General features: G+C 46.4%; 16 protein-coding genes. 10 read left to right on the plus strand and 6 right to left on the minus strand.

Annotated features, from left to right (window positions below; all coding sequences use genetic code 11):
* Positions 1-38: 38 nt before the first annotated feature.
* Positions 39-998 carry a helix-turn-helix domain-containing protein gene (locus tag M2137_RS07855; protein ID WP_280765896.1) on the minus strand — a complete coding sequence of 320 codons (960 nt, stop codon included), beginning with the start codon at positions 996-998 and terminating at the stop codon, positions 39-41.
* Positions 999-1,301: 303 nt separating this feature from the next.
* Between M2137_RS07855 and M2137_RS07860 the strand changes: the two genes are divergently transcribed.
* The 5 genes from M2137_RS07860 to M2137_RS07880 all read left to right on the plus strand — a co-directional run bounded on the left by M2137_RS07860 (position 1,302) and on the right by M2137_RS07880 (position 6,305).
* Complete coding sequence (locus M2137_RS07860; protein WP_280765897.1) at positions 1,302-1,928, plus strand: DUF2975 domain-containing protein; 627 nt, start codon at positions 1,302-1,304, stop codon at positions 1,926-1,928.
* 10 nt (positions 1,929-1,938) lie between these two features.
* Positions 1,939-2,151 (plus strand): helix-turn-helix transcriptional regulator, encoded by a 213-nt coding sequence (locus M2137_RS07865; RefSeq protein ID WP_280765898.1) that lies wholly within the window; start codon positions 1,939-1,941, stop codon positions 2,149-2,151.
* Between the two features lie 146 nt (positions 2,152-2,297).
* A complete protein-coding gene (locus M2137_RS07870; RefSeq protein WP_280765899.1) occupies positions 2,298-2,807 on the plus strand; it encodes a DUF3836 domain-containing protein in 510 nt (169 codons plus the stop codon).
* Positions 2,808-2,972: 165 nt separating this feature from the next.
* Positions 2,973-4,193 (plus strand): acetylxylan esterase, encoded by a 1,221-nt coding sequence (locus M2137_RS07875; protein WP_280765900.1) that lies wholly within the window; start codon positions 2,973-2,975, stop codon positions 4,191-4,193.
* 39 nt (positions 4,194-4,232) lie between these two features.
* Complete coding sequence (locus M2137_RS07880) at positions 4,233-6,305, plus strand: RNA degradosome polyphosphate kinase (RefSeq protein ID WP_280765901.1); 2,073 nt, start codon at positions 4,233-4,235, stop codon at positions 6,303-6,305.
* Here the strand turns inward: M2137_RS07880 and M2137_RS07885 are convergent.
* Genes M2137_RS07885 through lysS form a run of 3 tightly spaced genes read right to left on the minus strand, consistent with a single transcriptional unit; the run spans position 6,300 to position 10,395 of the window.
* Positions 6,300-7,643, minus strand: coding sequence for a glucose-6-phosphate isomerase (locus tag M2137_RS07885; protein ID WP_280765902.1), 1,344 nt, complete (start codon positions 7,641-7,643; stop codon positions 6,300-6,302). The genes M2137_RS07880 and M2137_RS07885 overlap by 6 nt on opposite strands.
* Before the next feature lie 13 nt (positions 7,644-7,656).
* Complete coding sequence (locus M2137_RS07890) at positions 7,657-8,652, minus strand: NAD(P)H-dependent glycerol-3-phosphate dehydrogenase (RefSeq protein WP_280765903.1); 996 nt, start codon at positions 8,650-8,652, stop codon at positions 7,657-7,659.
* Between the two features lie 12 nt (positions 8,653-8,664).
* On the minus strand, positions 8,665-10,395 hold the full coding sequence (gene lysS / locus M2137_RS07895) for a lysine--tRNA ligase (protein ID WP_280765904.1): 1,731 nt from the start codon (positions 10,393-10,395) through the stop codon (positions 8,665-8,667).
* 129 nt (positions 10,396-10,524) lie between these two features.
* Between lysS and M2137_RS07900 the strand changes: the two genes are divergently transcribed.
* The 4 genes from M2137_RS07900 (at position 10,525) to M2137_RS07915 (ending at position 16,694) form a co-directional block, all read left to right on the plus strand.
* On the plus strand, positions 10,525-10,707 hold the full coding sequence (locus M2137_RS07900) for a hypothetical protein (RefSeq protein WP_280765905.1): 183 nt from the start codon (positions 10,525-10,527) through the stop codon (positions 10,705-10,707).
* Between the two features lie 664 nt (positions 10,708-11,371).
* Positions 11,372-13,225, plus strand: coding sequence for a methylmalonyl-CoA mutase small subunit (gene mutA, locus M2137_RS07905; RefSeq protein ID WP_280765906.1), 1,854 nt, complete (start codon positions 11,372-11,374; stop codon positions 13,223-13,225).
* A 10-nt stretch (positions 13,226-13,235) separates the two neighbouring features.
* A complete protein-coding gene (gene scpA, locus M2137_RS07910) occupies positions 13,236-15,383 on the plus strand; it encodes a methylmalonyl-CoA mutase (RefSeq protein WP_280765907.1) in 2,148 nt (715 codons plus the stop codon).
* 303 nt (positions 15,384-15,686) lie between these two features.
* Positions 15,687-16,694: a helix-turn-helix domain-containing protein gene (locus tag M2137_RS07915; protein WP_280765908.1), complete on the plus strand. Its 1,008-nt coding sequence runs from the start codon at positions 15,687-15,689 to the stop codon at positions 16,692-16,694.
* A 13-nt stretch (positions 16,695-16,707) separates the two neighbouring features.
* Here the strand turns inward: M2137_RS07915 and M2137_RS07920 are convergent, their stop codons facing one another.
* The gene (locus tag M2137_RS07920) at positions 16,708-17,829 is read right to left on the minus strand and encodes a DUF1887 family CARF protein (protein ID WP_280765909.1); all 1,122 of its coding nucleotides are present in this window, start codon (positions 17,827-17,829) and stop codon (positions 16,708-16,710) included.
* 120 nt (positions 17,830-17,949) lie between these two features.
* Between M2137_RS07920 and M2137_RS07925 the strand changes: the two genes are divergently transcribed.
* Complete coding sequence (locus tag M2137_RS07925; protein WP_280765910.1) at positions 17,950-18,558, plus strand: porin family protein; 609 nt, start codon at positions 17,950-17,952, stop codon at positions 18,556-18,558.
* A gap of 102 nt (positions 18,559-18,660) precedes the next feature.
* Here the strand turns inward: M2137_RS07925 and M2137_RS07930 are convergent, their stop codons facing one another.
* Positions 18,661-19,602: a ribose-phosphate pyrophosphokinase gene (locus tag M2137_RS07930; protein WP_280765911.1), complete on the minus strand. Its 942-nt coding sequence runs from the start codon at positions 19,600-19,602 to the stop codon at positions 18,661-18,663.
* Positions 19,603-19,759: the final 157 nt, after the last annotated feature.

Consider the following 19,759-nt stretch of genomic DNA (forward strand, 5'->3'; position numbering starts at 1 on the left):
ACAAAAAGCTGTTGCCGTTGGGGGACAGCTTTTTGTTTTTATAAAGTGTCTACGATCGCATGCTGGGTATTGAAAAACGCAATTCTCTCCTTCTCGTTTGTGACAGAGATCTGAACAGCGCTCCGCTTCAATGACTTGATCCAACTGCTTACATTGATGAAAGGGGTTTTTTCAAGGGAAGAGGTGGTCAGGATAATAAATGCGGTGAACATACTGACCTCTATCTTTTCAGTCCACATATACGCATAGGTAACATCGATATGGGTGTCGGATATGTAGAGTTCAAACTTGTTTCCCGTATCAGGATAGTATCCCAAATCAGCCAATTTGCGCATATTACGGAAAAACAGATGCAAGTCTTCTTTCAATAAATCCGTCTCTTCTTGTGTTATCAGACCGATATGGCGGAAATAACGGATGTCATCGGTGATGCTGGTGGTGATCAGACTGTCCCATATATAGTAGGTATAGGACATACTCCTGTACAAACGATAGAATTCCTGTCGGTATTCTATTTGTAAAGGATCCTCTTTGACGCGGCAGAAAGGTTGGATGTCTCCTAAGTTGTATTTGTATTTCAACAGGTAGAAACGGGCAAGATACTCATAATAGAAATGAAGTGAAGAAGAGATGTTGCTCAATGCGACTCCTATTTCTGAGTAGGGCTGCTTGGACAACAAGTCCAGAAATTGCCGGTCTTGTTCGATATGCCATGGCTCTTGAAGACCCATTTTTAATTGTTGAGGGTAATGCGAGGTCATTTTGGGACCTTCCCCTTTATTTGTCAATTTAAAGATGATGTCGTCGATAGAGATATTCAGCTTGCTGGCTAATAATATGCTTTCATTCAATGTAAAAGATACTTCTCCGCGCATACGACGATAGGCCGCCGTTTTGTCAATGCAGAGAATATCGGCAATCAGGGTTGCCATTTTCTGTTGCTTAGAGGTTTTACTTTCGATGGCTTCGAGCAATAGCCTGTTGAAATTGTTTTCCATTCAATGACTTTCAATTGGAGACGCATGCGAATATATACAATAAAATGATATCAACGTAGTAATTTGATGCAAATCTGCTGGGCTTTTCCCGGGTCTGTTTCAAGAAGATGCGTGAAAAACAGAAAAAAGAATGTGTGGAAAGTCGGCTTCCCAAGCGGATTCTCTTGTTTTTGGGAAAATATTTATCGTTTTTCGATAAAAAAATATCGAAATTGTTTGGTGGTTCCAAAAATAGTATATTTCTTTGCATATCGATAAACGATAAATATGATATGAATAACAACTAATAAATATTGAAAAGAAATGAAAAAGAGACTCCTTTTGATCACATTTGTGATAATTTTTGCTTTCGGTGCGCAAAGCGGATTTTTGGGAACAAGCTTTGTAAGAGGTTTTATGGATGGATGGAACTCCTATGAAGAGGCGCCTATGGAACATGTAATGTTTCTGGATATTCATCTGACTCCGGAGGTTTCGGGCTCAACAGTAGGTGAATTGATAAACGAAAAAACAGGTGAGGTGATGCCGGCAAATATCCGCTCGGCTACGGTTAATGTGGCACCCGATACACCTTTCCAGACGTATCAAACCATCAGCGCCTTCCTCCTCGTCGGAGCTATCATCCTGATTGCCGTTTATTTTCTCAAAATAATCATTGCTGTGAACCGATCTGTCGTTTTCGACTGGATCAATGTGAAACGCATCCGCTATATGGGAGTAGGACTATTGGGGGTCTTTGTCTTGGATTTCGGCAACTTTATTTACTCCAAAACATTGGTTGACCAACTGATTGAAATAGAAGGCTACCGCACCATAGGAAATGAGTCGTTCAGCTTCCTTTATTTTATCCTGGGATTATCGGCTTTTCTGATTGCAGAGGTATTTGCCATCGGGCTGCGGTTGCGGGAAGAACAAGAACTAACTATTTAATCAAAACACAATGAGTATTATTGTCAATTTGGATGTAATGATGGCCAAACGAAAAATCTCCTTAGGGGAATTGGCCGAACGTATTGAAATAACTCCGGCCAACCTGTCGATCCTGAAAACGGGCAAAGCCAAAGCGATCCGCTTCTCCACCCTCGAAGCGATATGCCAGGAGTTAGATTGCCAACCGGCCGATATATTGGAGTATAGAAAAGAGGATGGATAAGTGCGGGTGATCCCATAAAAAGGCCCTCCAATCGGTCAAATCTTTCTTACATAATCTTTATAAAGCGGACAAGTATTTTGTTCGACAAGCCATAGGTATGCTTAAAAATAAACAACAAATTAAATAACAATTAAAAAATGAAAGTCATGAAAAAGTCAGTATTCACCATCGTTTTAATCTCTATGTTCGTAGTATCTTTTGCGTCATCAGCCAGTGTAAAATCAACATCTCTGCCTCCCTTTCTATACAATACCTCCACGGTAGAAGGAAAGATCGTTTCCAAGGAGGTGTGCAAACAAATGGAAACAGGAGATTTCAAGCGCCATCTGAGGTATGATTACACCTACACGCCCCAAGGTATGCGAGCATCATGCAAGGCATCGCGCTGGAATAATCAAACCCATGCCTGGGAAAACTGGTACCTGATCACCTACACCTACGATGAAATATTTAACAAAGCCACCTTGGACTATGCAGAGTGGAACAAGGGAAATCAGGCGTTTGATGCTCCCAAAGAAAAGGCTGTCTATCAATACACCGCGGATTCCAGTCTATTGAGCTACGCGCAGTATGAAAAGAAAACCGTAGAAGATTCCTGGCAGGTAAAGATGCAATTTGGACTGAACAGCTATTTGGTAAGCCAGTTAGAGAACTAATTTTTTCTTTTTATACATAACACTCTTTCAGGAAGGCGGCAATCGACTTAGCTCGGTGCCGCCTTCTTTGTTGTTTATGGTTGTTTTAATTGATTTTCCTTGCTGGTTAGAATTCGGAATAATTATTCTATATTTGTTTCATATCCTATGAAAATGAAATGATTCATGAAACAGATCTGTATTATTTTGGTTTTTCTTTTATACAGCGTTGCTATGTTGCAGGCGCAGGAGGCAAATTATGACGAAGAGAAGGTGCCGGCCTTTGTGTTATCTCCTTTGTTGATGAATGAACAGGGGGAGAAGGTGACTACTACACAGGAGTGGGAACAATCGTGCCGTCCTGAAATACTGGGGCTGCTGCAGAATCAGATGTACGGCGTAACACCGACGGAAGAAATACCTGTTCGCTATGAAACTGAATTGGTCAATCCGCAAGCATTTGGCGGCAAAGCAACCAGTCGTCAGGTAAAGATCGTGTTCAGACGCGATTTTATCGAACGCAGTATACAGCTATTGTTGTTTTTGCCTAATCAGGCAAGCGGGAAGGTGCCTGTTTTCTTTGGCTTTAATTTTCATGGAAACCAAACGGTGACGGACGAAGCGGATGTGATGTCGGCAACAGACAAGGGGCGTGGTTCTGATAAGAGTGCCTGGTCGGTCGACCGCATACTGGATGCCGGTTATGGATTGGTGACGGCTTATTATCAAGATGTCTTCCCTGATAGCGTAAGAGGACATCGTGCCAGTGTGTTGCGTCTGTTTGGTTATCATTCCTCCGATGATGTGAAGGAGGATAGTCCGCAGGCGATGAGTGCCTGGGCCTGGGGCATGAGCCGGGTGATGGACTATTTGGAAACGACGCCCGAAGTGGATGCCTCTAAAGTGATCCTGATGGGACATTCCCGTATTGGCAAGGCAGCTCTTTGGGCAGGCGCGCAGGACGAACGGTTTGCTATCGTGATTTCAAACAACTCAGGATGTGGCGGTGCAGCCCTTTCCAAACGCAGATACGGGGAGACGATCGGGATTATAACCGGGAAGTTTCCTCACTGGTTCTCTAAGCATTACAAACGATATGGCAACAATGAGCAATCACTGCCTTTCGACCAGCACGAACTATTGGCATTGATAGCTCCTCGTCCGCTCTATGTGGCAAGCGGGGAAGACGATCGTTGGGCTGATCCTCGGGGTGAGTATCTGGGAGCGGCCTATGCGAGCGAGGTCTATCGCTTGTATGGCTACGAGGGATTGTCTCCGGAGGGGATGCCCGGTGTGAATCAGCCGGTGATGAACCGGGTGGGCTATCATATCCGCTCCGGGAAACATGCCGTTACTGATTATGATTGGGAGCAGTATATTCGATTTGCCGATAAGTGGCTGAAATGAAAAATAAGGTATATCTTTACCCGCAGACATTGAAACGCCATGGATGAAATGTATAGATACTTTAGAAGAGACATTAGCTGGTTGTCGTTTAACTACCGGATATTGTTGGAAGCGGAAGATGAGAACCTGCCTATCTATGAACGGATACGTTTCCTTTCTATCTATTCCTCCAACCTGGAAGAGTTTTATGAGATCCGGGTGGCCGAACACCGGGGCATCATCATGAAGAAAAGCTTTGCGGAAGAGAGTGTCGAAGAGGCGGAGGAGACCCTGGCTGAGATCACGCGAGAAGTCAACCGGCAGCAACGGGAGTATTACCGCATCTTTTCGGAATTGATCCTGCCCGAATTGATTCGACAGAATATCTATCTCTACCAGGATCAGCAACCGCGGCCTTTCCATGAAGCCTTCGTGCGCGATTATTTCAATGAAGAGGTGTTTCCGTTTCTTTCGCCGGTGATGATTCAAGCGGGGGATATACGCACCTTTATCCGTGACCGGCGGCTTTACTTAGTGGTGCGCATGACAAAGAAGAGCAAGAAGCAGGAACAGCCTGACTATGTGCCGGAGTATCACTATGCGCTGATGAAGATTCCGCATGAAAAGGTGCCGCGTTTCATTGAATTGCCCGAACACGACGGAAAACACTATATCATGTTTAGCGACGATATGATCCGGGCCAACCTGCATACTGTTTTCCCGGGCTATATAATCGATAGCTGTTATAGCATAAAGATATCAAGGGATGCGGATATATACCTCGAAGATGTCTCCGGTTCCAATCTGTTGGAGAGCATTCGCCGCAAAGTAAAGAAGCGCAAGGTGGGGGCGTTGAGCCGTTTTATGTACGACCGCGCCATGCCGGAGGAGTTTCTTGCCTTCGTATGCGAAGCGTTTGGCATCCATTCCGATGATCTGGTGGTCGGAGGGCGCTACCTCAATCTGCAGGACTTGGCTAAATTGCCCAATCCACGAGGCAAGAAACTGGAACAACAGCCGCCCGCGCCAATGCGTATACCCTCGCTGGACAAAGCCGGCTCTGTCTTTAAGGTGGTGAAGAAAAAGGATGTGTTATTGCATTTCCCTTACCAATCGTTCGACTACCTGATTCGTTTTCTGATGGAGGCTGCCTTCGATCCGAAGGTGCAAGCGATCAAGATCACCCAGTATCGGGTAGCAGAAAACTCGGCGGTTATCAACACCCTGATCAGTGCGGCGCAGAATGGCAAAGAGGTGACTGTCTTTGTGGAACTGAAAGCCCGCTTCGACGAGGAGCATAATATGACGACAGCCGAACGGATGAAGCAGGCGGGAATCAAGATTATTTACAGCATCCCGGGCTTGAAGGTGCATGCGAAAGTGGCTGTTATCCTGCGAAAACCAACCGACGGAGGCAACAAACGGCGCGATTTCGCTTACCTGAGTACCGGCAATTTCAATGAAAAGACCGCCAAGATCTATTCCGATATGGCGCTGTTGACAGCCAACAGAGAGATCATAGAGGACATAAACAAGGTGTTTGCCGCCTTGGAAGGCGAGCAGATAGAGCCGACATTCAACCATCTGTTGGTGGCCCAGTTCAATATGGTGCCTATCTTAAAGCAAATGATCGGGCGGGAGATAGAACATGTAAAGCAGGGGCACAGGGGAAGAATCGTCCTAAAAATGAATGGACTGCACGATAAACAGATGATCGATGAACTATACCGTGCCAGCGAGGCGGGAGTGGAGATCGACCTGATTGTGCGGGGAATCTGTTGCTTGGTGCCCGGGCAGCCTTACAGTAAAAATATACGGATTACCCGTATTGTCGATATGTTTCTGGAACATTCCCGCATTTGGTACTTCTATAACAATGGGAAAGAGGATCTTTTCCTGACTTCGGCCGACTGGATGCGGCGCAACCTGAACCGCCGGATCGAAACGGCTTTTCCTATTCTCGACGTGAAACTAAAAAAAGAGATCATCGACATCCTCCTTATCCAGTTACAGGATAATGTAAAGGCATGCTTGATCGATGATCTCCTTCAGAATAGTTTTAAGCGCGATGATAATCCGAAGAAGACACGCGCTCAAATAGCTATTTACAATTTCTTGCAAGAACGATTATAGACGGGTGCGGATCGCTTCCGACTCTTTCTCGTATCCCGGTTTGTTCAACAGGGCGAACATATTCTTTTTGTAGGCTTCTACCCCCGGTTGGTCGAATGGGTTGACCTCCAACATATACCCGCTGATGCCACATCCTCTTTCGAAGAAATAGAGCAACTGGCCGATGTAGTAGGCATTAACTGCCGGCAGGGTGATCTTGATGTTAGGCACTCCACCGTCAATATGGGCTAACTGTGTGCCCAGTTCTGCCATTTTGTTCACTTCATCCACATGTTTTCCTGCCAGGAAGTTCAGTCCGTCGAGGTCTGCTTCGTCAGTCGGCACCAATACTTCGCGATCCGGATTCTCCACAGAGATAACTGTTTCGAAGATCGTGCGTTCTCCATCCTGGATCCATTGACCCATAGAGTGCAGGTCTGTGGTCAGATCGACCGATGCCGGGAAGATACCTTTGCCGTCTTTTCCTTCGCTTTCGCCGTAAAGCTGTTTCCACCATTCGGCGATGTAGTGTAGTTTCGGGTGGTAGTTGGCGAGGATCTCTATTTTCATTCCGCCTTTGTATAATTCATTACGCGTAGCTGCATACACCGCTGCCATATTGTCCGCGAAAGGAACATCCGTGCCGGTGGCTTTCTCCATCGATACAGCACCTGAAACGAAGTCGCGAATGCTGATGCCTGCTACGGCAATCGGCAACAGACCTACCGGCGTCAATACCGAGAAACGTCCGCCTACATTGTCGGGAATAATGAATGTTTTGTAGCCTTCCTGATTGGCCAGCGTACGCAAAGCGCCTTTCTTCGCGTCGGTAATGGCTACGATACGGTGTTTCGCCTCCTCTTTGCCGACTGCTTCTTCCAGTTGTTTTTTCAGAATACGGAAGGCAAGCGCCGGTTCGGTGGTGGTACCCGATTTGGAAATATTGATAATACCGAATTGTTTTCCTTTCAGAAACTCGGTCAATTCATACAGATAGTCTTCGCCGATGTTATGACCGGCATAGAGAAGCACCGGGTTCTGGCGTTCGGTTTGCAGGAAGTCGAAGCTGTTGTTCAACGCTTCCACCACCGCTTTGGTGCCCAGATAGCTACCACCAATCCCTACAGTGACAACCACGTCGCATTTGTCGCGCAACACTTCAGCCGTATCTTCAATCTCTTTCAATTCGGCTTCCGCGATGGAAGAGGGGAGGTGCAACCAGCCTAAAAAGTCATTGCCCGCACCCTGACCACTTTCAAGCAGGGCGTTGCATTCCTTTGCTTTTGCCTCTTGGGCATATACCTGTTCTTTTGTAATGGAATCAAAAACCTTCTGAATGTCTAAACTGATCTTTTTCATCTTAAAATACCTATTAATTAAATGTTTTTGTCAACTGCCGGATCACGGTAGTCGGCGATTTCCTTTCATATAAGATACGATAGAGGGCATCCAGTATCGGCATGTCCACCTTATATTTCTCATTGATCTCGTAAATACATTTAGTGCCGTAATATCCTTCGGCGATCATTTCCATCTCTAATTGAGCGGTCTTGACCGAATAACCTTTTCCGATCATGGTGCCGAACGTACGGTTGCGGCTGAAGCGCGAATAGGCAGTCACCAACAGGTCGCCCATATACACCGAGTCGGTAATGTCGCGTTGGATGCGGTAGACGGCATCGACAAAGCGTTGCATCTCTTTGATGGCATTGGTCAGGAATACCGCCTGGAAGTTATCTCCATACTTCATTCCATGGCAAATGCCCGACACAATGGAGTAGACATTCTTTAATACGGCTGCATATTCAATACCGGTCACATCTTCCGATAAAGAACTTTTCAGGTAATGATTGCTGAACACTTCCGACAATATCCGGGCATTCTCTTTGTTCGTGCAGGCTATTGTTATATACGACAAGCGTTCGAAGGCAATCTCTTCCGCATGGCATGGCCCACCGATAATGGCTATCTGCTCATGAGGCACCCCATAGTATTCCGCAAAATAGTCGGTGATAAGCATATTGTCATCGGGAACAATCCCTTTGATGGCCGATATAATGAACTTGTCTTTCAGCGGTCCCTTCACCTTCTTCAAATGTTGCTTGAGGAAAGGGGAAGGCGTAGCAAAAATCAATGTATCGGAATCACGAATTGCCTGATTGATATTCGAATAGAAAGTGATCTTACTTGTGTCGAACTTCACGGATGTCAGGTAGGTCGGATTATGTCCTACCTCCTTGAACTCTTCAATCAGTTCGGGGCGGCGCATATACCAGTTGATACTATCCTGTGTGGAAAGAACAATCTTTGCCAAAGCAGTGGCCCAACTACCACCACCCATAATAGCTATTTTACCGGGCAATTTCATGATGGAATTGTTTTAGTTAGCAGCGTTTGATATCCACAAAGCGACCTCTTCCTGTGTCGGATTGGTCAGATTCAATTTATGTTTCTTGTTTAATCCGCAGAGTTCCTGACGCAATTTGTCCGGATTCAGCTCTTTCAATGATTCAACCGTGATGTATCCTGCTTTTTGAATAACCGGAACCCAGTCGGCGGCAATGCCTATCTTTTCGTATTTCTCTGCCGGATCTTTCCGAACCGTTTTCTCAGGGCGCATTTGCGGGAAGAGCAATACCTCCTGGATACTTTCCTGACCGGTCATAAACATGGTGAGGCGGTCCATACCAATACCAATACCACTCGTCGGAGGCATACCATATTCCAGGGCACGCAGGAAGTCCTGATCGATAAACATCGCTTCGTCGTCACCCTTTTCAGAGAGGCGCAACTGATCTTCAAAGCGTGCGCGTTGATCGATCGGGTCGTTCAATTCCGAATAGGCATTGGCCAGTTCCTTTCCGTTCACCATCAATTCGAAGCGTTCGGTCAGTTCCGGATTGTTACGGTGTTTCTTGGTCAATGGAGACATTTCCACCGGATAATCGATAATAAAGGTCGGTTGAATATAATTGCCTTCGCATTTTTCACCAAAGATTTCATCGATCAATTTTCCTTTACCCATGGTCTCGTCCTGTTCGACGCCTAATTGTTTGCAGACTTCGCGCAGTTGCGATTCGTCCATACCGCTGATATCCACACCGGTGAAATGTTTGATGGAGTCGATCATGGTCACGCGGGGATAGGGTGCTTTGTAGTCGATCTCCTTGTCGCCCATCATGATCTTGGTCGTGCCATTCACATCCATACATATCTTTTCGAGCATCCGCTCGGTGAAATCCATCATCCAGTTGTAATCCTTATAGGCCGCGTAGAACTCCATCACGGTGAACTCCGGATTATGTGTGCGGTCCATTCCCTCGTTGCGGAAGTTACGGCTGAATTCATATACTCCTTCAAAGCCGCCGACAATCAGGCGTTTCAGATAAAGTTCATTGGCAATACGCAGGTATAAAGGAATATCCAATGCGTTATGATGGGTAATGAACGGACGGGCAGACGCTCCACCCGGAATGCTTTGCAGTACCGGTGTGTCGACTTCGATATATCCATGTTCGTTTAGGAACTCACGCATGGAGTTAAACACCTTGGTGCGTTTCAAAAAGACCTCTTTGACCCCTTCGTTGACGATCAGGTCGACATAACGCTGGCGGTAACGAAGTTCCGGATCATTGAATCCGTCATACACCACCCCGTCTTTCATCTTTACAATAGGAAGCGGACGCAATGACTTGGCCAGTACGGTCAACTCTTCGGCATGCACCGAGATCTCTCCCATCTGCGTACGAAACACAAAGCCTTTGACACCTACATAATCGCCTATATCGAGCAATTTCTTAAACACTACATTATATATATCTTTATCTTCACCCGGACAAAGGTCGTCACGGGAAATATATACTTGGATACGTCCTTCTGAGTCTTGTAGTTCCATGAACGATGCCTTACCCATGATGCGGCGGCTCATGATACGGCCGGCTATCTGCACAGGACGTTGTGCCTCTTCGTCACGGAAAGACTGTTTTATTTCTGTGGAATAGGCATTGGTTTTATACTCTGCTGCAGGATAGGGCTCGATCCCCATTTCACGCAGTTGCTCCATGCTATTACGACGGAATATTTCCTGTTCACTCAATTCTAATACGCTCATTATGTTTTTGTTTTGTATAATACGGCGCAAAAGTACAAAATTTAATCGTTACGGTTTAATCCTGAAGGTATATTTCTCCGGCTAAACGCAATTAACCCAACCTTTCGCCTCTTACGAAACTATTTAGCGATGGCTGTTGGTGACAAAAAGGGGGAAGATGAAAAAATTTATCAATTGGCTAAGGCCGATCTTCAAAGAGGAAAGAAATTGAAGATACAAGGTATATCAGATCAGTATCTAAAAGCTCCCCTTCTTAGAAAAGAAGGGGGGGGCCGCTGCTTGCAGCGGTGGGGTAATTTGAATTCTTTATAAATGTTTTTCCTATTTCTTTGATAGTCACAAATACACAAAACAGAACAAATGTGTGATTTTAAATACATCAAACTACCCCACCATCGCAAGCGATGGTCCACCCCCTTCTTTTCTAAGAAGGGGAGCCTTGGATAGTGATTTCTATAACCTTCACATATTACCAAATCCGAAAATTTCTTTCGGATTTTGCATAGTTACGACATTTTATAATAATGTAAACAAATGTTAAATCGCCCATTTTCGGCGAAACCCCTAATTTACGATTTGTAATTTTCGCGGGACTTTGCGCGCAAAAAAGCGGGACTTTGGAGACAAACTCCCGGGAGAAACACTTTTTAACGTATGGGATTGTAAGCAAAAAGGCCGTTTTGCTTACAATCCGTATTTTAACATTTGGGGGTTTGGGAAGGTGAAAGAATAACGATAAACTTTCGCTGCATGAAAAATTGGTGGTCGACCTATGTCGATCACCAAATTGCCTTGCACAATGTCAGAACCGACGCAAGGGACTTGCCTCTTCTTTTTTCCCCTAAAAGGCGTTAAAATGGGGTGGATTTTAGCTCTTTTTCCATTGGCTGTCCTATTTATTTGTCCTACCTTTGCACCCTGTTATTAAGCTATATAGTAATTATTACTAATACCAGTATTATAAACAAAACATATTATGGCAGAACTAAAAGAGAAACTTTTCTCGGAATTCGCTCCTGTTTCTACGGAAGAATGGATGGCGAAGATCACGGCCGACCTGAAAGGAGCGCCGTTTGAGAAAAAGCTTGTTTGGAAAACAAGCGAAGGATTCAATGTAAATCCTTTCTATCGTGCGGAAGACATCGAAGGTTTGAAGACGGCGACGTCGCTTCCCGGTGAATTTCCTTACGTTCGCGGAACAAAAACGGACAACGACTGGAAGGTACGCCAAAACATTGATGTAACTGATTTTAAAGCAGCCAATGCGAAAGCGTTGGATGTATTGAACAAAGGGATAACCTCTTTGGGATTCCATTTCTGTGGTGACGATGTGACGGCAGAAAACATCGCTACACTGTTGGAAGGTATTTGTCCCGAGTGTGTAGAGCTTAACTTCAAAACTTGTAACAACAAAGCCGCTACGTTGGTCGGTCTGTTGGCTGACTATCTGCAAGCGAAAGGTGTTGACCTGGAAAAATGCGAAGGTTCGGTGTCTTACAATCCGTTCAAAAAACCGTTGGTAAAAGGTGTTGCCTTCGACGGTTGGGTAGAACAGGCAACGGCAGTTCTGACCGCTGGCAAAGCGCTTCCGGCATTCCACGTATTGGCGGTTGATGCCTGCACGTTGAACGACGCTGGTTCTTATATCTCTCAGGAGTTGGGTTATGCCCTGGCTTGGGGTAATGAAATCATCGCCAAACTGACTGAGGCTGGTTTCTCTGTTGACGAAGTAGCGAAGAAGATTAAATTCAACTTCGGAACGACTGCCAACTATTTCATGGAAATTGCGAAGTTCCGCGCAGCCCGTTGGTTGTGGGCGGAGATTGTAGCAGCCTACCAGCCGGCCTGTGACTGTGCCAGCAAAATGGTAGCTCATGCTCAATCATCGAACTGGAACATGACCGTTTACGACGCGCATGTAAACCTGCTTCGCACACAAACCGAAGCTATGTCGGCTGCTATTGCCGGGGTGGATTCTATCACGGTGGCTCCGTTTGACCAAACATACCAGGATTCGGATGATTTCTCAGAACGCATCGCGCGCAATCAACAGTTACTGTTGAAAGAAGAGTGTCACTTCGACAAGGTGGTTGACCCTTCTGCCGGTTCTTATTACTTAGAGGTTTTGACCGGTTCGATTGCCGACGAGGCATGGAAGCTCTTCTTAGAAGTGGAAGACAAAGGCGGATTCTACGCGGCTGTAAAAGCCGGTGAGGTGCAGAAAGCGGTTAACGCTTCTTCCGTAGCCCGTCGCAAAGCGGTTGCTACCCGTCGTGAGATCCTGTTGGGAAGCAACCAATATCCTAACTTCACAGAGGTGGCTGCCGGAAAGATCAAAAACGAAGACGATTGCAACTGCGGATGCGGTGCGAACGCAACGATCGAGAAGCTCGACTTCTCACGTGGTGCTTCTGAATTTGAAGCCCTTCGTCTGGCAACAGAAAAGAGTGGCAAGACGCCGAAAGTATTTATGCTGACGATCGGTAACCTGGCGATGCGCCTGGCTCGTTCGCAGTTCTCCGGTAACTTCTTTGGTTGTGCCGGTTACAAACTGATCGACAACCTCGGTTTCGAAACCGTAGAGGCTGGTGTGGATGCTGCCCTGAAAGCCGGTGCTGACATTGTCGTGCTTTGCTCAAGCGATGACGAATATACGGAATATGCTCCTGCTGCTTACAAACTATTGGCCGGAAAGGCTGAGTTTGTTGTAGCCGGTGCCCCTGCCTGTATGGACGACCTGAAAGCTCAGGGTATTACTGAATTTATCAATGTAAAGAGCAACGTGCTTGAAACATTGAAGGCGTTTAACTCCAAGTTAGGAATTGCTTAAGTAAAGAAACATGAGACCGAATTTTAAGAATATAGATATTAAGAATGCCGGATTTGCAGCGACGAATGCTGCGGAATGGGCAAAAGAGAATGGAATCTCGGCAGATTGGAAAACACCTGAGCATATCGAGGTGAAATCTGTTTATACAAAAGAAGACCTGGAGGGTATGGAGCATCTGAATTATGCGTCCGGTTTGCCTCCTTTCCTGCGTGGACCGTATAGCGGTATGTACGCGATGCGCCCCTGGACGATCCGTCAGTATGCCGGTTTCTCCACCGCAGAAGAGTCAAACGCCTTCTATCGTCGTAACCTGGCTTCCGGACAGAAAGGTCTGTCGGTAGCGTTCGACCTGGCAACCCACCGCGGATACGATGCCGACCACGAACGTGTGGTAGGTGACGTAGGTAAAGCAGGGGTTTCTATCTGTTCACTGGAAGATATGAAAGTATTGTTCGATGGTATCCCTTTGAACCAGATGTCTGTTTCGATGACCATGAACGGTGCCGTTCTTCCCGTATTGGCATTCTATATCAATGCCGGACTGGAACAGGGCGCTAAGTTGGAAGAGATGGCCGGAACGATCCAGAATGATATCCTGAAAGAATTTATGGTGCGTAACACCTATATCTACCCACCCGAATTCTCTATGAAGATCATCGCTGATATCTTTGAATATACTTCACAGAAGATGCCGAAGTTCAACTCGATCTCTATCTCCGGTTACCACATGCAGGAAGCCGGTGCGACAGCCGATATCGAGATGGCTTATACGCTTTGCGACGGGATGGAATACCTGCGTGCCGGTATCAATGCCGGTATCGATGTGGATGCATTCGCTCCGCGCTTGTCGTTCTTCTGGGCGATCGGTATGAACCACTTTATGGAAATCGCCAAGATGCGTGCTGCTCGTATGTTGTGGGCGAAGATCGTGAAGAGCTTTGGTGCGAAGAATCCGAAATCACTGGCATTGCGTACGCACTGTCAGACTTCCGGATGGTCGCTGACTGAGCAGGATCCGTTCAACAACGTAGGACGTACCTGTATCGAAGCCATGGCAGCAGCCTTGGGTCATACCCAGTCGTTGCACACCAACGCACTCGACGAAGCCATCGCTTTGCCGACTGACTTCTCTGCACGTATCGCACGTAATACGCAGATCTATATCCAGGAAGAGACCCAGATCTGTAAAGAGATCGACCCATGGGCCGGTTCCTATTATGTGGAAACGCTGACCAACGAGTTGGTTCACAAAGGCTGGGCATTGATACAGGAGATCGAAAGCATGGGTGGTATGGCGAAAGCTATCGAAACGGGTCTGCCAAAGATGCGTATCGAAGAGGCGGCTGCCCGCACACAGGCACGTATCGACTCGCAGACACAGACCATCGTGGGTATCAACAAATATCGTTTGGAAAAAGAAGATCCGATCGATATCCTGGAGATCGACAACACGGCGGTGCGCGAACAGCAGATCGAGCGTCTGAACACCTTGCGTGGCAAGCGCGACGAAGCAGCGGTAAAAGAGGCTTTGGCCGCTATTACCGAATGTGCCCGTACTGGTAAAGGAAACCTGTTGGAACTGGCAGTGAAAGCGGCTGGTCTGCGTGCTTCCTTAGGAGAGATTTCAGATGCCTGCGAAGAGGTGTCAGGACGTTATAAAGCAATTATTAGAACTATATCAGGCGTGTATTCATCAGAATCAGGAAAAGACGCGGACTTCCGCAAAGCAACTGAATTGGCTGAGAAGTTTGCCAAGAAAGAGGGTCGTCAGCCACGTATCATGATCGCGAAAATGGGTCAGGACGGACACGACCGCGGGGCAAAAGTAGTAGCTACCGGCTATGCCGACTGTGGCTTCGACGTAGACATGGGTCCGTTGTTCCAAACACCGGCCGAAGCAGCCCGTCAGGCTGTTGAGAACGATGTGCATGTAATGGGTGTCTCTTCGTTGGCTGCCGGTCATAAGACATTGGTTCCGCAGGTGATCGAAGAACTGAAAAAGCTGGGACGTCCGGATATCATTGTGATTGCCGGTGGGGTAATTCCTGCCCAGGACTACGACTTCCTTTACAAAGCAGGTGTGGCCGCGATCTTTGGTCCGGGTACCTCTGTGGCGAAGGCTGCCGTGCAGATATTAGAAATCCTTTTGGCTGAATAAGCCAATGGAATATAATTGAAAGCGGATTCGTATGAGAGTCCGCTTTCAATCTTTTTATGCCTAAGCGTCTGTCTGAAGAGGGGGCAGCACTGTTAACCATGAGAATAATACGCTATAATATATATGTACCATAGTTTTTTTTTATTACTACCTTGTTTTACCTGTTTTTTCTGGTGTATCACCTTCCTGTTCATGTGGAAGACAAGCTTTCGGTCGCGTAAGATATGGATAGGGACTTCCTTTGTCATGGGGATAAGTACCTTTATTTGGGGATATTTTTTTGAGGGAGTTCAGAATTATGCTTTGTTTTACAAGTTAGAGGTGCTGGAGGCCTTCACGACCTTATTGCTTTTACCTTTACTCTATTTTGCCTTTAAATCGTTGACGAGTGAGCAACCATTCAACTGGAAAGATTATTTGTGGTTCTTGCCGGCACCTTTGATTACTGTGAGTCTGATAGTTATATATACCTACATGGGAGAGGAGCAGGCTGTTGCTTATATTACGGAGATTGTGGAGAACAGAGGGACTCTAAACGAGTTGGCAGACCCGATCTTCGTGATTCATCACATGGTGAGCGTCTATCTGTATAAGGTGTTGGTCTTTGCACAAATTATTATCCTGTTGGTCTATGCGACGCTTCGCCTTGTGCGCTATCGGCACAGGCTGGCTGATTTCTTCTCTACCCTGGAGAATAAGTCGATGGAGCATCAATATGCTTTGTTGGTAGGACTCTATCTCATCTTGTTTTTGTCGTTATTGACTTACCGGGGACGCTTTTATTATGGCGGAAATGTTTTGTTTGCCCAGATTAGTATGTTGGTGTGGGCGGTGATTCTCTACTTTATGGGATATCACCTGAGCCGTATGGATTATACAGCGGATAACTTGGCCTCGGATCTGGTACAGGCAGACCGGGAGGCGAATGAGGCAGGTTACGGAGAGTTGACCGATACGAATGAGCAGAATAATGTATTAAAAACCCTTTTACCTTTGTTTAATCAGATCATTGATGAAGAGCAGGTCTTTTTGCAGAACAATCTCCGGTTGGATGATGTCGCGCGTGTGATGCGTACGAACCGTACCTATATTTCACGCCTGATCAATGAGGAGTTTCAATGCAATTTCTCTGACTTTATTAATATGAAAAGGATCGAATATGCGCAGGAATTCATGCGAATGAATCCGGATATGACCCAGGAACAGGTTGCTGCCCAATCGGGCTTTTCGCATCCCTCTTCTTTCAGTCGTACCTTCAAACGGCTAACAGGAACCACCTTCCGGGAGTGGCAACGGAAGAATCTGCGTTGAACGACTGTTGATTTTACAACTGCAACTCCTGTGTCAGGTGATCCAACCAATTGGGCAGATCATAGAGGTGGCTGATCCGGTCTTCAAAATAGGGCGGGGCGAATACGTTTATCTGCAGATCCCTGCACTTTTCCAAGAGATAGGTCTCTACCGGATAGTAGCTGGCCAGGACGGCTCGTGAGATGTCTCCCCCGTAGGTTTCCCTGACTCCGTCGATTTTGTAGATATCGTTCTGGGTGACTTGTCCCGATTTACACTCTATGAAGATCAGCTTCTGCTTATTGTTAACCAACACATCCACTTCGTTTTTCGATTGGGTATTCTCTGAGTCGGTCTGGAAAAGCACATTCTGCCAGGCTTCCGGCGGATTCTTTTTCTGTTCTGTCCAGATGCGTACCTGATGGGCCACCAGTGTTTCCCACCAACTGGCTTTGAAATAGAGATATAAGGCGTTCGGATTAGACGCGCGAAGGAGTATCTGCCCCCGCTGAGTGAAGAGCAAGGTTCCGTTTTTGATCTTAAAGCGCAATTCGTTTGTCAGCAATTTGGATGGCGGCAAACGGGAAATCTGCCGGTGACAGATCACACCGAAGAATTTCATGATACGCGCATGCTCCTGCGGGTAGTTCTCGATAAAGCGTTTGATCTGTTTGGAGGTTTGTATATTCTCTTCCCGGAGGTCTTTGATATCATGAAACTGGGAGAGTATGTTTCCGCTTAATTTAATAATCTCTTCATTATCGAGCATGCTTCGCATCGGAAGGATCTCGAAGGTGTCTAACCAAACCAATTCGCCAAGCTGTGTCAGATAGAAGGCTCTGCTTTTCATCTCACGGGCGATGTCGAACGCCGCCAGCGCCATGGGTTTGGTACCTTCGGAGAGATGATAAAGGAATTCCCCTTCATACTCCTGATGGATCACCCGGCACACCTCTTGCACCCGGTTCCCGTCATACGGATCTGTCTGGTAAGCGCATTTTCGGATATGCGCCGGCAAGAGAGGAAACATGGTGTCGGCAATGCCACGTGTTGCCTCCGTGTAGAGGAGGTGAATATAATCGGGACGGAACTCTTTGATCCCGTGATAAACAGAGGTGATATCTTTCCCTAAAAGGATGATCTGATGCTTTGTCATTGTCGGAGTGCTATGGATTTATCTGCAAATATATTCTTTATGCGTAAACACTCTTCCTTCTTTGTTTGTTTTATAACCGTAAAAGGTCTTATTTTGCATTAAACAAAAATATAAAGCTATATGAAAAAGATATTTAGTTTGTTGGCTGTCCTGTTTGTGGCCTCGTACGCTTTTACGGCAAACGCGCAGTTGCGCTTTGGCTTGAAGGGAGGGGTTAATATATCTACCGTGCATTTTAGCGATGTGCGGGAGAATTGGAATCCGAATAATGTAACGGGTTTTCATATCGGGCCGATGCTGGAAGCAACCGTTCCGGTGTTAGGATTGGGATTCGACGTAGCCTTGCTTTATACGCAGAAAGGCATGGAACCTCAGGGGGTAGAGATAGGCGATGTCAAGATAGGTGATGACGCGATTAAAATCGATTATATTGATGTTCCGATCCACTTGCGCTGGAAGCTGGATCTGCCTTTAGTGAAACCCTATCTGGCTACCGGACCCTATTTTGGATTCCGCTTGTCGAAGGACAAGGTTTGGAGCGTGTTGGAAGATCAGATCAAAGCGAAAACCTTTGGTGTGGGTTGGGATTTTGGCGCGGGCGTGGAGCTGTTCAACCACCTGCAGGTAGGTTTTAATTATGGTTTAGGGCTTACGGACAACTACCAGTTAGGCGTTCGCGAAGGCGGTAAGAACCGGGGATGGATGATCTCTGCCGCTATTATGTTCTAAAACAATTCAACATATCATAAAAAAAGCCATTCTTTCGAATGGCTTTTTTTATTTGCTTTTATAGCTGTTTGTATTCCTTTTCGCTATTATTTGCCTGTCCGATCAGATAACATACAAGGAGCTGATCGATTCGTTGTTGCGTACGCGACGGATCGCTTCGGCAAACATATCGGCTACGGAAAGCACTTTTACTTTTGCACAGTCTTTGGCATAAGGGATCGAGTCGGTGAAGATCATCTCTTCCAAAGCTGATTCGCCGACACGCAGGGTGGCTGGGTCAGACATCACCGCATGGCTGGCAATCGCACGTACCGAGCGGGCGCCGTTTTCTATCATCAGGTTGGCCGCTTTGGTAATCGTACCGGCCGTATCGACCATATCGTCTACCAGGATCACATCCATATCCGTCACGTCACCGATAATGCGCATTTCGGCCACTTCGTTGGCACGCAGGCGCGATTTATGACAGATAACCATCGGCGTGCCGAGGTATTTGGAATAGGTGCTGGCGCGTTTTGTTCCACCTACGTCGGGCGTTGCAATACATAACGTCTCCAAAGGATAGGTAGCCTTGATGTATTCTAAGAAAACGGTAGAGCCATAGAGGTGATCCACCGGTACATCAAAGAACCCTTGTATCTGGTCTGCGTGCAGATCCATGGTGATCAGGCGATCAATCCCAGCCACGCTGAGCATATTGGCAATCAACTTGGCGCCGATAGAAACGCGGGGTTTGTCTTTCCTGTCCTGGCGTGCCCATCCGAAATAGGGAATCACCGCAATGATAGATCGGGCAGAGGCACGTTTGGCCGCGTCGATCATCATCAATAGTTCCATCAGATTGTCGGAGTTCGGGAAGGTCGATTGTACCAGAAACAGGTCACGGCCACGAATAGATTCTTCGTAAGAAACTGAAAATTCACCGTCTGCAAAGTGTTGAATGTTCATTTGCCCCAGCTTACAGTCAAGACTATTACATATTTTCTCTGCTAAATAACGGGAGTTGGTGCCTGAAAAGACCAGGTAGGGAGCTTGTGTACTCATTGATGCCTAATTTTTCTTTATTTGAATAGATTTGCATTGCGCTGCGAAATTACAAAAAATAGTAGTTAGTATTAAGTGTTTAGAGATTAATTCTTGCCCAAGCATGGAATTAATCTCTAAACGCTCCACAAATCAACGAGTAGGCTCTTTATGTATA

The organism is Parabacteroides sp. PFB2-10, assembly GCF_029893085.1.
Taxonomy (GTDB): Bacteria; Bacteroidota; Bacteroidia; order Bacteroidales; family Tannerellaceae; genus QVMG01.